Origin of the sequence: Ruminiclostridium herbifermentans (assembly GCF_005473905.2) — a bacterium.
In the GTDB taxonomy this organism is placed as follows: Bacteria; Bacillota; Clostridia; order Acetivibrionales; family DSM-1351; genus Ruminiclostridium; species Ruminiclostridium herbifermentans.
Genome location: NZ_CP061336.1, coordinates 4,337,115 through 4,352,392 on the forward strand (window position 1 = coordinate 4,337,115; position 15,278 = coordinate 4,352,392).

Below are 15,278 nucleotides of genomic sequence, written 5' to 3' on the forward strand. Positions count from 1 at the left end.
AATTACTAAAGTCAATTTTGTTGACAAAAACCTTCGCATATAAAATATTAAAGAAACAATTTTTATGCTAATTTTATATCGTCATTATAACATTATTTACTTACAGTTGCGGGAAAGTTGTAAAGAAATCGTAAAGAAAGTAGGATAAAAAATACCCAACCTCACAAAGTGAAATTGGGCATTTTTTATATTTTACTTATTCAATTATTAGTTCTTAATCGCAGTACTTCTCACATTAATCAATGCAAGTTTTTCTTAATAGCTTCCTGTAATTGTAATACCACTTACTTCACATGAAGCTGTTCCACCATCTGCAGACTTAATACCTGCTGCTGCCAGTATTGTAATCTTATCACCAGTCTTTACAGTAATACCAGTCATATTTGTTAGTTTGATTGTTAATGTCTTTTTGTCAGCGCTCCAGGTAATATTCGCTGCAGGCTGTACTCCCCAACTGTGAACTGTCTTTCCATCTGAGGCAACAAGGGTAAAGTTCTTAATAAGATTACTTGCCAATATTTCAGGAGCATTTGTAGCCTGGTCAAAAGTAATCTTTATTGTATCCCCTGCATCAACCTTACTTGCCGTGCCTCCATTTGCCATAACAACACTTATTACTTTTGGCACTGATGTGAAGCTTCCGCCAATAATTGCACTTGAGTTACAAACATCAGTAGTACCATCAGCATCAGTCAAGCCCCATGTAGGACTAACGGCAATTTTATCTCCAACTGTAACTCCTGTCTGAGTTATATCATTAAAGGTTATAGTTAGTACTCTGTCACTTGCTACATTATTCGTAGGGTCAGCATCAGTGTTAACAGGATCAGAATAGTCAATCCACTCTACTAATATATTTGATCCCCAAGACTTAGCAATCTTTCCAGTGGAATCAGTAAGTATTAGGTAGTTTGCAATATCAGCAGCAGTTATCGCTGGACTATTTGTAGGCTGATCAAAGGTTATTACCAATCGCTCACCATTAGAGAATCCAATGTCATTATTTGTATTTACTGCTTTAATGCTTTCTATTACAGGTACTGTATGGAAGCTGCCTGTCAATTTTCCTGTTGAAGTATAATTTGCCGAAGTATTAGCAGCATTCTTTATTCCTGCTGTTGATAATAGTCTCACCTCATCACCAATCTTCAGAGTTGAATCTGCCATGGAATTGTAGATAATAGTAATTATATTTCCTGCTGTATTCCAACTAACAGAATCAATATCTGAACCCCAATCGCTTGTTGTAAGCCTATTACCACTAGCATCCCATGTGCCTACTTGGAAATTATCCTTCAAATATGCTACTGACAATGCTGGTTTATTTGTATTTTCTTCAAATTCTATTGTTACAAAATTCTTATTAAGAGTATCATCAGCTGCTGCAGGTGAAGCAACTACTTTTAGTGCACATGCTGTAAATTGAATTACCTGTGCTGCACTTGCAAGCTTTAGTTTTGTAGCCTTTTCTCTAATGAGAACCTTTTTAGTTCCTGCAAAATCGCCCTCAACAAGACCATTTATCCATGGACCGCCATTGATACTATATTCATGAGTAATTAACAAACCACTGATTGTATTAGTAGTATCATTGTATATAAGTCCCGGTGCTGGCATCGGCACTGGTATGTTAACAACTGTCTTTGGAGCCGATGGCAGTTCTGAATCAGTAGTAGCAGTAGGTGAAGTGGCTGCAATTCTTACGTCCAAATTACCCTGTTCAAATACTACATTCGTCACTGTAGAAGAAGCATTAATCTTATTCCATGGACTACCATTAATCCTATACTGCATGTCAATAGTTGAATTATTTATAATCTTACCAGCAGCAATATCATAGTCTATTAATGAAGTATTAATAATGCTGTCATCTGCCCTTGTTAATATAATAGGTGTTCTCATATTTGATGTATTTGCAGCTTCTCTCATATAAACTGCAATCATCTGGGCATTATCATCATATGTAATACTAGTTTTTGTTGCTGTACATGGCTTCCATATAATTGAGTCAAAGCTGTATTCCATCTGTGTTGTAGTATTTAATATAGCACTCTGTGCAAGATCCACAACTACGTTATCCATATTAAGCTTTGAAGTTTCAGCCGCAACCATAGCTGGTGTATTAATAATATTTCCTGAAGCATCCACACATACAACATATATATCATAATGTGTTGAAACCGTTAATCCTGTTATTGTTAGTTTTGCTTCAATATCCTTAGTAATAGCTGCTGTTGCTCTTAGGTTAGCAGCTACTGTCACATCGTTTGCATTCCTAAATGCCTTTACCTGCGCACTTGTAGGTTGCGTAGACCCAGCTGGCAATGCTATCAAATATGCATTTCCATCCTCATTTGCCTTGATTAGTATGCTAATCAAGTTATCTGATGTTGGAAGTTCTTGCTGCGGATATCCTGTAATAAACACAGGTGCTGTTGTATCGGCTGTCTTAAAGTTAAATGCCGTTACTGCTCCTATATTACCTAAGCTATCAACTGCAACCATATATACTGTGTAGTCTGTATACGCTGATAAATTAGTTATAGTAAGTGTTCCTTCAATATTTTCAGTTACATTAGCTATTCCCAGCATACCTGTTGCTACAGCTGTTCCTGCTGCATCTAGTCCATTCATTACCTGCTCTGCAGTTGGAACAGAATTGGTGATATCATCTAGTACTGTTACATAATATACGTTTGAAACCTTATCAAACTTCACAATTACATTAGCTGTCTGCTCTGTTTTTGTCCCTGCTTTAGGATAGCCTGTAGCTAACTTAGGTGGAACTGCATCAACTAATATGTTTGATGTATAGCTTAATGAACCTATACTTGATGCCCCAGGCTTAGGTAATGTAGTAACAGCGTTTACATTAGTGCCACTATTTACAATTGAAGCACCTAATACCGTGAGGGAATTTGTAGCAACATAATCAAGGTCCTTATTAATATCACCAGCTTTTACTGTGTATTCAAATAATAGTTCTTTCGTTCCAGAACCGCTCTTATAGTAAGCAGTTCCATCAATAGCTCCTGTTTCAAGAGTCAATGTAGGAGTTCCCGTAACATCTACTGCAGTGTCAAATATAACTTTAATCTGAATAACATCTCCTAACTTGTAGCCATTTGATGCTCCACGTACTTCAACCACTTTTGCAGCTGTAGGTGCTGTATAGTTGATAGTCATAGTATTCGTAGATTGAACATCAAATATTGTTCCAATTACAGCTGCCGTAGGTATCTTAACACTTATAATCTGCTTTAACGAAGATATATCGTAGTCAGGTACTGCAGGCATAGTTATAGTTATTACAGTTGCAGAAGTTTTAGCTATACTGCTGCCCTTTAGTATTGCAACTACCTTAGCCCATTCACTGGCTTCTACATCCGCTGTAAACCCATCAAACAGTGCATTCTTCACAGCTGGGTCGTTTATGTCGTTTGCCCAGGTTGCACCATTTAGAGTAATTATTATGGTCTTACCGCCAGCTCTTACAGCCGTTTCATCAAAAGTTGATGCTATTGCTGTACCTGACAATGTAGCTGTTGCAACAACTCCTATAGATATTGTATCACTTAGAGTTAAGTTTGCTATACCACCTATCATACAAGCAGCTGGAATAGTCATAGTAACATATTGATTAGCTGCTATATTATATCCCGCAACTGCTGGTAACGTAATTGTTACAGTATAGTTATCTGTTCTTTCAATTGCTGTCTGTCCAGCTGCTTTCAGCGCTGCAACAACCTTAGCCCAAGATGTTGTATCTGTTGATGCTGCAAGCCCTGAGAATAATGCATTTCGTTTTGATTCATTTGTCTTAATATCTGTTACCCATTGTCCATCTGATAATATTATTGTAAGCGTTTTACCACCTGTCAAAATATCAACTTCAGACACAGGAGTTGTAATCAGTGTACCCGATAAAACAGCTGTTGAGTTTGATGCTATAGTTATTTTTGAAGCTACTGCTGCATCCTTAATTGCATCAACTAATATTTCATCGCCTCCTGCAGTCTTGTATGGAACAACAATACTTATTATTTCATTCATAGTGATGTCGTAACCAGCAACAGCAGGTAATTTTATTGTTATCTTACTGCTGGAATTTCTAATTATTGCAGCCTCTCCAGCAGCCTTTAATGCAGTAATAACTTTATTCCACATAGTTGGATCACTACTTGAGGTTGTCAAGCCGTCAAATATAGCATTTCTCTTATCTGCATCAGAAGCTACATCAAGTGCAAATTTTCCATTTGTAAGCATGATGATAATTTCTTTATTGCCTGCAACTATATCGCCTTCACCTAAGCTTGGAACAGCTGTTCCGCTGATTTGTGCAATAACATCAGCAGCAATTTTGATATTGTTTAGTGATGTCACTGCTTTAGTAGCACCTTTAATCAACCCTGCTTCCGGCTTAATAGTAAGTGAAATAAACTGTGTATCCGTTATGTTATAAGAGGTAGCTTCACTTAAGGTAATAGTAATAGTATCTTTAGCTGCATTCATAACCGCTGCAGCTGTACCCTCATTTTTGAGAATAGTTAAAACCTTACCCCATTGAGCCTGTTCAGTTCCCGATGCTGCAAAACTGTCAAACAAAGCATTTCTCTTAGTAGTATTTGAAAGTACATCATCCTGCCATACTCCATAAGCAAGCTTGATTATTATAGTTCTTCCTCCAGCTACAATGTTTTCTTCTCCTGTTGGAAGAGTAACAGCTGTACCTGCTAATGTTATTTCAACATTTCTTAAATTGCTTGCTGTAAGTAATATATCTGCATACGCCTTAACACCGCCATTGTTGTCAACTGCAATAAGTACTAAATGCTGTCCTTCAGTTGCCTGAATATCATCACCCTGTGAATAAGGCAAATATCCTGATAGAACTTGATCTTTTAAAATAGTAGTCGGTGAGCTGTCTTGAACTGAATACTTCCAAGAAGTTGCACCTGCTGGCAAGCTTAATGCAGATATTTTTGTTTTATTCAGTTGTGAGCCTGGTTCAGGTAGAGAATAGTTTGTATCCAAAATTAACAGTGGAGCAACTCCTCTTACATTATTAGCTAACACTGGTAAACAAACATATCCTTTAATTCTTCCTGTATCATCAACTGCATAGAGAGTAACATATTGTCCCTCTTTTACTGAAATATCCTTATTAGCATCATAACCTAATGCTCCCTCAACTGATGAATTAATCATTGGGACTGCTATATTATTGTCTGTCACCTTAACTATCCATTTAGTTGCACCTGCCACACCTACAAAGGTCAGATCTGTAAACTTCGTAGTACCTACGCCAGACCCTGGCTGCAATGTAGTATAGTTCTGCGGATTTTGGAGCAATACTGCATTTCCTGGCCTTATATTAGCTTCTGATATCTTAATATTTTCATATGCTAATGCCTTATCGCCGTTATCAGTATCAATAGCAATCAGCGTTACATACTGGCCTGCACTTACAGCTATATCAGTACCTGATGTGTATATTCTATAATCACTGTATGTGCTTCCAGTTCCAGTAACTACAGTAATACTTTGACCATCAATTATATCAGTCGCAGTATTAGAAACCTTTACAACAAAGTCATCACAGCCATTAATTCCCTCTGGAGATACATATATAGAGGTTGTACCAGTAACAGTTCCATATTTAGGTGTCGTATAATTAAGCCCTGATACTAGCTTATTTGCCAAAGGAGGATTGATGTCTCCCGATGTAATTAATATATTTTTATATGCCTTTACCTTTCCGTTTGCATCTACAGCAGCTAAAACTACATATTGATTTGCTTTTACTGCTATATCATCGCCGCTTGTATAGTTAATGGGTGTAGTAAATACGCTATCTAATGTTTGTGTAGTTGCTGTATCTACCACCTTGATTTGCCATTTGGTTGCACCTGCTACTCCGATTAGTTTTAAATCACTAAGCTTTGTAGTCCCTGGCTTACTACCTGGAGTAGGTCCAGAATAGTTGCTGCTATTAAGCAGTGGTGCATCTACAGGCTTAATCTGTGTAGCAGACAATGTAAACAACTTATAAGCCATTATTTTATCGTTAATTGTAGCAACTATCAGCAAGTAATTTCCTGCACTAACTGGGATGTCTCCACCGCTTGCATAAGTTGTCCATTCTGCTAAACTTGAAGAATCCTGTTCTAGCAATGGAATACTTAAAGCTTGAGTACCTACCTTATACTTCCAGACTACAGTTTCACCTGCTGCTTTTTCAATACCGGTGTCACTTAACATCAGAGTTGTAGTTCCAGCAGCACTACCTGGTTCAGGAATTGTATAGTTAGTGTTTTCTGTTAATAAGTTTGCATATGGTGACTGAATCTTATCCTTTGTAACTGTTATGTCTGCATATGCCTTTACTCTATTCAACGTATCTGTTGCCAGCAGCAATATATGCCAGCCTGTCTTTATGTTTATATCACTGTTGAGAGTGTACATTGTGGATCCAGAAAGTGCAACATCCTTAGCTGGAACTTCAAAAGGTCCTTCTTGCACTTTTATCATCCAATTTTTGGCATCTATTATACCTATCAAATCAAGCTTATCAAAACTTGTTGTGCCTTCCGATTTACCCTTAGTCAGATTGTAACTGGTAGAAGGAATAACATCTGCATTAAATGGACGAATTGCTGATGCATAAACATATATGTTTGCATATGCCTTTATATTCCCACTGCCATCTACAGCAAGCAACAGAATGTACTGACCTGGTTTCGCTAAAATCTGAGTAGTAGTTGTCAATGGAGCAACACCACTTATGCTGCTTGCATCTGAATCTTTAGCTGGTGCATTGAACATTTTATCACCAACAACATACATAAAGCTCCAGCTGCCATCTACACCTGTAAGTCCTGCGAATGACAAGGAAGATATCATTGTCATTCCTTCAGCAGTTCCTGGCGCAGGATTTGAGTAGTTTGTATTAGCTGCCAGTATTGCTGCAGAAGGCGTTCTTATCTGCGCTAAAGAAATAGGTATATCCTTATAGGCTTTAATTCTGCTGGCATTATCTGCTACATATAGAATTAGTCGTTGTCCATCTGAAATAGTTATACTGTCGCCTACTATATAAGGAAGCAATCCAGATATAACGCTGTTATAATCTGGCACATCAACTACTGCAGTGCTGTCAACAACCTTGTAAAGCCATTTTGTTGCCCCCTGAATACCTAGAGTATTCAAGGTAGTTATTCTAGTTGTACCACCAGTCTGTCCAGGTTCTGGCTCTGAGTAGTTGTAGCTCTCACCAGCCCCAACCTCACTGCTAGACTTAAGTGTTCCAGCTTGTGGCTGTTTAATCTGTGCAGCACTTATTAATTCATCTGTATATGCCAATATCTTACCATCACCATCAACAGCTAATATTAAGATATGCTGTCCTACAGATACATTTATATTTCCGCCTGATACATAGTCTGTACCTGGTATAACCATTCCTTTGTATGGAATAGCAAAGGCTGAATCTCCTACTACATAAATCCATTTAACAAACCCAGGAATACCATTTGCAGATAATACAATCTTTGTAGTACCTACTGCCGTTCCTGCTTGAGGCAGGGAATAGTCGTTAGGAGTTAACAGCTTCAACGCATCGGATGGTCTAATCTGTGCCTGACTTACGACTATATCCTTGTATGCCTTAATCCTGCCGCTTGCATCTGTTGCAAGTAATATTATGTGTTGTCCAGCATTTATCGCTATATCTTGATTTATTACACAGTTGATTGCTCCTGATAATATGCTATTAATTTGTAATGGAGCTGTTAAAGCTTCATCTTGAACCTTTATCATAAACTTAACTGCATCTGTCGGAATAGTTGTTCCGCTAGCTGAAGTATTAAAGTTCAAATCAGGGAACATCGTAGTTCCTGCTTTTGAGCCCATCACAGGTGGAGCAAAGTTAATATCAGGTATCTCTATAGCATCTGCTTGACGTATCTGACTAGCCTCTATTGTCAAATCAACATATGCTAAAATCTTATTTGATGTACCATCTGCCTGCACACCTACAAGCAATAGATGGTTTCCTGCTGAAACAGTAATATCATCTTTAGCAGTATATTCAACAAATGTCTTACCCTCTGTATATCTTTCAAAATCAGTTGTAGAAACACCCTTAGCAGGTATAACTGCTTGATTTCCAAGAACCACATACATCCACTTATTAATTCCAGCAAAATCAGGTGTATCAGCCTTATCTAAAATCTTAATTTCTACAGTTCCAACAGTATCACCAAATTCTGGCGCTGAGAAATTGCTATCTTGTTCTAGGCTGCCAGCTGGTAGACTTATCATATTAGCTGTAACCTTAATGTCAGTATAAGCTTTCACATTTCCGCTGTTATCAACTGCAGCAAGTAGAATGTGCTGATTAGCAGTTACCATGATGTCATCACCTGCTGTATATTCCATTGCGTCCTCAAACTTGGAATCTACATATGCATTTGATGTGGCTGTATCCTGAACTCTATACATCCACTTCGTAGCACCTGCAATATTAGATAAGTCTAAATCAGTTATTCTAACTGTTTTTGCCCTTATTCCACTCGTTGGAGTGCTGTAATTAGTTCCAAGTACGAGATTTTCAGCACTATATGGTGTAATCATAGCACTTGTTATTGTTATATCCTTGTATGCCTTAACCTCATTTGAATCATCAACTGCTGCAAGCATTAAGTGTTGTCCTGCAATAACACTGATATCCTGTCCTGCAGTGTATTCGATGTACTCATCTGCTGGTAATACATCCTCAAAGCTTGGTACTGTAAATGCATTATCTTGTACTTTTATCAACCACTTAGTTGCTCCAGTAAATCCTGCAAATGACAACTTAGTTATCCTTGTAGTACCACCTTGTGAACCATATTCAGGAGTTGAGTAATTTGTATTTTCAATCAGGACTCTCAGACTATCTGAGATAAATGTAGCATTTTCCTGTCCTGAAATTGGCATCTTCGGTCCTGTAGCATCGGCGTCTGTAACAGTTGTAAACTCGTAATGTCCGCCAGCTGGAACCACTCTATTTCTCATGTAAACAATAATCTTATCTCCCTTTGTAAGGTTCAAGTTAGTAAATGACAGAGTTTGTAAATTCGGTATCTGAGATGATAAGAGATTTATTTCAGATCCACCATTTATACTTACAGTATCACTTACATACGCTGAGAATCCATTAGGCAGCTTGATAACAACTGTTCCGTTAGACATATTGTCACCTGCTGTATATGTAAGTTCAAAGTCTGCCTTGGTTCCTGCTTCTCCGCTTTCTGGATTTATTTCAAGAGTACCTGGTACAGTAACATTATCAGATGTAACTGTTACATTAACTGTCGCAGTTTTTGGATTATAATGTGTATACTGTCCTGTAACATATACCTTTGTTGTACCTATACTTACTGCTGTGATAACACCACTGTCACTGACAGTTGCTATATTGTTATCAGAGGATATATATGTAAGCTTTGTTCCGCTTGGGCTTGTACTGCTTGGGGCTATATTAGCTGTACCTCCTACTTGTATGCTTACTTGTTCTGGCACACTGAAAGCAATATTAGGCTTAGTAGGATCAATGATTGTTCCATTAACATCGGAAACTACCCCATTAGCAATATATACGCTGCTAGGTGTTATCTCAACCTTAACACCATCAGCATAAACATACAAATTATCAATAATACCTTTACCTGTTATAGTAGATGCCGCATTAGCAATAATGTTCTTAATATAGGCATTACCTTTCAAATCTATATATGACTCTTCTGCTGTTGGCTCTATAATAAGAGTTTCTACGTTACCTTTTGTAAAATTAACAACAGTAGTTTCAGCAATATCTAGTTTATTGACTTTTGCTACTCCATCTAAATCAATTCTATTGCCTGTTGCATTTTGTTCTATTTTTAAATTATTAACTGTACCACTTAGAAGTTTTATTGTACCTTTACTAGCTTTAGTGGTAATTGTTTCAGCGCTTCCACTTACAAGTGTAAAGCCTGAAATTGTATTTTCTAGAATGTTAACCTTATCTGCCTTTCCTGCTAATCTTACATTTATATTACTTTTGGTCATTTGAATACTGTCAAAAGAACCTTCAAGGTTTGCTATCTGATTCACAGCTACAGCTTGTTCTGCAAAAACATTAACAAAACCTTTACCAGTAGTTAAATTTGATTCTAAAAGCTGTCCGCCAGATCTTAAATATGTATTTTCAATAGTTGTAGTTCCCTGAGCAACAACGCGTACATTTCCAGCATATTTTTCTACAATTACATCACCTGCTATTGCAGAACTTTTAATAATAACACTGTTTGGCCCGCCGCCTCTAATTACCATCTTACCTTTTACAGTTACATTTTCTAAGCTAACGTTTCCATCGGCAACACCTTCACCGATAATTAGGTCGCCTGAAATCTCCATACCCTTTAATGTTACTGGATTTGTATTAATCAACATATTTCCTGTAACATTTTTATTTACTGTACCTGATTGTGTAACGACAAGACCAATACACTTGTCAAGCATTTTCATAGCATCAATAAGCTTTAAAACACCTAAAGGCGCGTATCTTCCACTAGATATCTCTGATAAATATCCTTTTTCGACAACAGCACCAAAATACTGCAATTGTTCTTCATCAAGCTTTTCGGCATCTGTAATCTTTTTCAGCAGCTTTTGGTCATTAAGTTCTAATCCGAACACCTTAGCTACCATAACAGAAGCTTCAACCCTTGTAATATTTGAAAATGGATAGAAATTGTTTTTCTCCTTGTGAACCACATAACCAGCAGCCACAGCCTTAGCTATTTCTTTTCCATACCATGAACTCTTAGGAACATCAATAAAGTTTATATCTGCCTGCTTTGTTGGTTTAAGCACCTTATTGACAAAACCTATAAAGTCAATCTTTTGTATAGGCTTGTACAGTTCATTAGTACTTACTCCCTTTTCTATCAATCCTAATTGACTCCACTTTTTTAATAGCGCACTATCTTCTGCAGATACACCGCTTGCTCCCATTACTGTCAGAGTAGAAAAAGGAGTTAATAGCATAATTGCTATTACCAGCATAGTCGCAATGAGTCTTAATAATTTTCTCATTAATCTCTCCCCCACTTCAAATTTAAGCAATATCAATACAGGTTTATAGCTTTATATACCATAACCGAAGCTTCCGCTCTAGTTACCATACCACTAAGTTGTAAATAAGTTTGTCCGTTAACAATTCGTCCAGATAAAATACCTGCTCCACATACATCAGCTATTTTATCAGCTGTAGTTTTAGATATTGACCTATAATCAGCAAATTGCTTTAATAATCCCCCATCCTCATCAGGTAATGGAGTTCCTTTTGCTTTCATTGCCATTAAAAGCATTATCCCTGCCTGTTCTCTGGTAATTGCCTTGTCAGGATACAATTTGTTGTTATTGTCAGGTGATATAATTCCAAGCTTAGCTGCTGCCATTATTTCCTTATAGTACTTATGCTTTGCTGTGACATCTGCATATCTGCCTGCTGATACCATATCCAAATCCATACTTCTTATAATCATAGAACAAAATTCTCCTATGGTTATATTCTGTGATGGATAAAATTTTGTATTGGCTTTAGTATCAAACACACCTCTGCTAGCCAAATTTTCTATAGCTGTCACAGCCCATTTAATATTTGACACATCAGAATATGTAATCTTTTCTTTTGTAGCAGCCACAACCTCTTTTGATGTACTGCTTTGGTTAGAACCACTAAGAGCACTTACACGATAAGTAATTGATTTACCCGCCACTAAATTCTGATGTATAAAAGTAGTTGTGTTTGCACTAACTCTTCCAACTTCTCTAAATGAAGAAAACTGCATTGCTTCAATTAAGAAACCTGTTTCATTAAAAGAATTATCCTCCCAAGTAAGTTTTATCTCACTTGATGAAATTGGGATAGCCTGTAAATTTGTCGGAGCTTCTGGTGTTTTTAAGGAAACCGTTATTTCATTACTGTAATTAATGGAATTTGATCTGTCATATACTTTAATTCTATAAAAATAAACGTCAGTATTATTAATCCATTTATCATTGTATGAAATAGTATCTGCGCCTAAATAAGCAATAGTATACCATTCTCCAGATAAACCCTGCTTCCTTTCAACTCTGTACCCTGCTTCTGACATACTTGTATCCTTCCATGTCAGCTTTATTTCAGTTTTACCAACAACTTCATAAGTTAAATCTGCTGGTGCTGAAATAGTAGTAGACCAAACTGTTGTTTCATTTGTAAAAGCTGAGTATACATTGTTGTCGTTAATCTTTGCTCTGACTTTATATGTAAATGTGTCTTCCAGTGATATGTTCTGATCTACAAAAGAGGTAGCATTTCTACCCATTGTTTCATATAACTCCCAAACAGGATTTGAACCCGTTTTACGCCATATTTCAAAACCTGTTTCATTATCTGTCAAATCATCCCATGCTAATTGTATGTTTTTGCCGTCTGTGCACGAAGAGGAAAGCGTTCCTGGTGCTTTCAAATATGTATTAGTTACACTAATTATGTCGGAGTATTCAGAACTTGTGGTACCCGAAACAGCCCTTATTCTATATTGATATGTAACATCTGCTTCTAATTCAGAATCAGTATCTATATAAGAAGTATCGTTTTGTGGAATTACCGCAATTTCTTTAAATGTTCCTGTTTTTGGAGACTTCCTTTCAATAATAAATGCAGTTTCTGATGAGTTATCCTTCCAGCTAAGTTTTATACGATATCCCGAAAGGGCTAAGCCTTCAAACTCAGTAGGCTTGTATAAAAAAGAATATACTGTTTTACCTTCCTCAGGAAAAGCTGGAGATTTTATATTCTCAGTAGTATTTGAGCAAGCTCTAACTCTATAATAATACTTTACACCTGATGAAATAGATTTATCACTATAAGTATTTTGCCCTATTCCAATAGTGGCCAGTTTAGTCCAATCATTCGAATTTTCCGTTCTTCTTTCAATAATTGTATTATAGGCTTTATTGTCAGCATATCCCCAGGTTATATCAATCTGATTGTAGGATATAGGTGTTACAGTAAGAGAATTTGGTTTTGCTATTTCATCTGTTCTAAATGCCAATTCTGGAGTATAAAGATAATATTTATCCTCTGAATTTCTTACCCATACTCTATAGGTATATGTATGCCCAGGCGATACAGTAGAGTCAAATACAGACTTGCTGTTTGGAGGTGGTGAACTTAATGTATGAAATGAACCGGAATCAATTTTCCTTTCAACTACATAATACTTTTCTCCGGTTAAATTGTCATCCCAGTTGAGGGATATTGACGTAGTACTATATATTATTACTGATAAATCTGATGTATCGGCGGCACTTGCTATGCCAGAAACCATAAAAATTTGCATAAAAACAGCTATTGCTAGAGTAAATGCAAGCTGTGAAATATAGTTATGTAGTTTTTTCTTATTAGTTATATTATTTATCTTCAAAGTTGTTTACCTCCGATATATACTATATAGTTTAAATATCGGCAAATAACTTCGTTAATTTAAGCTGGTAATGAATTTGTAATGTTATTGTTATATTTATAGAGTCATTATTGCGGGCTACACTATAAGCTACTCTATAATAGGTAGGTTCTATAAATATTCTTATGTTACAAATCTAGTTGGATTTTTATTACATCATCATTTATGCACAATAGTTCTCTAATATTTTGGGGAACATTCTCCCATATTATTTGTCCCTTGCCACTGGGAAGAACTTTGCTAAAATACTCATCAATTTCAAACAATAACTTCTTCATTGCAAAGGATTTATGAATAATACATGGCTCATGGTCATTAAACAGTTCTACGCTTTTTTCAATTATTTTCTCATCTCTTAATGGCAGTGAGTTAAATTTACATTCTAGCTTAATCCCCCCATTTGTATCAAGAAAAGTTATTTTTTTAGGATGCATATCATCTATACCCCCATATCCCAATTAAAAAAATAAAAATATAATAATACCGAACACAAGAAATATTATTGCATTAATCAACTTTATGATATGAAGTCGTTCCCTAATGGCCTCCGAAACCTCAAACATCTCCTTACCCTTATAAATTATTAGTGACAGCGCCATAAGCGGTAAAATTACGCCTAAATTGTATATTATAAGGTAGAGTAACGCCCGAGCACTTAATACCGAATTAGTTTGAAATATTGTAATTATTGTTGCAAGGTATATTTGCCCAGTACATAGAAATTCTCCAAAAGAAAGTATAATTCCAAGAAAAAAGCTTATAACCAATGTTAACTTTACATTTGAAAAATCTGTTGCTTTTTTTATAATATTATGATTGAACTTTCTTAACCTCACAGGAAGCTGTAAAAATATCTTATCATATCGTTCTGCTTTTGCTGCAAAATAATCCTGAATGCTCATAACAATCAAAAACAGCAGCACCACTGCAAGCAATATCTTAGTTAAAATACTCAATAAACTAAAATTAAACAATGACAAAAACTTAAAAAGTATAGTACCCAGCAAAAAAAAAGCTAAAAATTTACCTGAAATAAACGATAATGCTATTTTTAATATTCGTGCTTTTTTTACTGTCAAAAGTGAAAGAAAAAAAAGCAACATAGACATAGAGCAAGGATTTATTCCATTAACAAGTCCTGCTAAAAAGACGCTTGCAGTCTTAAAGCCTTCAAATCTTATTATATCTTTTTCGTGGTTTTCATCAGAACTATCAATCTCAAGGGTCTTGACTCCAGGTTTAATTATTTCCTTTTCAAAATTATTTCGTAATAATTCAACATCTGAAAAATACATATCACCAATGAAAACAATAGGAACAATTCCCTCGTCTTCAGCAGAAACCCCGTAAGCCTCACTATATTTGTCCATTAGGCTTTTATTTTTCAAATTAGATATATCATATCTCTTTATTTCAAAGTTTTTATGAGTCTCACTTAAATCTTCAAGGAAATCCGATACACTGTCACATGAAGCGCAGGTAGGGCTGTAAAAGTATACTACAACTTTATTATCACTTTCTGCCCAAACACTGCAAATATTTGTCCATGTTACAAAAAGAAATATTAAAAGGAAAAATAAAAACCTTTTCATTAAATTATCCCCATCCAAAATTAATTATTTCGCCAACCTACCTTCAAATCCATAAACGAGGCAGAAGATATTCTCACCCACCTGAAAATCAAAACCGTACCGCCCACTTATAGCAGTAGGGGCATTTTCTAGCCTCATTATAATA

At 36.0% G+C, this 15,278-nt stretch carries 4 protein-coding genes; all 4 read right to left on the reverse strand.

The window, feature by feature from the left end; genetic code table 11:
• Positions 1–255: 255 nt before the first annotated feature.
• The 4 genes from EHE19_RS17640 to EHE19_RS17655 all read right to left on the reverse strand — a co-directional run bounded on the left by EHE19_RS17640 (position 256) and on the right by EHE19_RS17655 (position 15,133).
• Entirely contained in the window at positions 256–11,121 is a 10,866-nt protein-coding gene (locus tag EHE19_RS17640; protein WP_137697415.1) for a BslA/BslB family hydrophobin, read from the reverse strand.
• Between the two features lie 32 nt (positions 11,122–11,153).
• Positions 11,154–13,502 carry an S-layer homology domain-containing protein gene (locus tag EHE19_RS17645; protein ID WP_244648276.1) on the reverse strand — a complete coding sequence of 783 codons (2,349 nt, stop codon included), beginning with the start codon at positions 13,500–13,502 and terminating at the stop codon, positions 11,154–11,156.
• 167 nt (positions 13,503–13,669) lie between these two features.
• Complete coding sequence (locus EHE19_RS17650; protein WP_137697416.1) at positions 13,670–13,975, reverse strand: hypothetical protein; 306 nt, start codon at positions 13,973–13,975, stop codon at positions 13,670–13,672.
• A gap of 24 nt (positions 13,976–13,999) precedes the next feature.
• The gene (locus EHE19_RS17655) at positions 14,000–15,133 is read right to left on the reverse strand and encodes a thioredoxin domain-containing protein (RefSeq protein ID WP_137697417.1); all 1,134 of its coding nucleotides are present in this window, start codon (positions 15,131–15,133) and stop codon (positions 14,000–14,002) included.
• Positions 15,134–15,278 lie beyond the last annotated feature (145 nt).

Excerpts from the sequence above, each read along its gene's own strand:
- EHE19_RS17640 (WP_137697415.1), bottom strand. The coding sequence starts at position 11,121 with ATGAGAAAATTATTAAGACTCATTGCGACTATGCTGGTAATAGCAATT.
- EHE19_RS17650 (WP_137697416.1), bottom strand. The coding sequence starts at position 13,975 with ATGCATCCTAAAAAAATAACTTTTCTTGATACAAATGGGGGGATTAAG.
- EHE19_RS17655 (WP_137697417.1), bottom strand. The coding sequence starts at position 15,133 with ATGAAAAGGTTTTTATTTTTCCTTTTAATATTTCTTTTTGTAACATGG.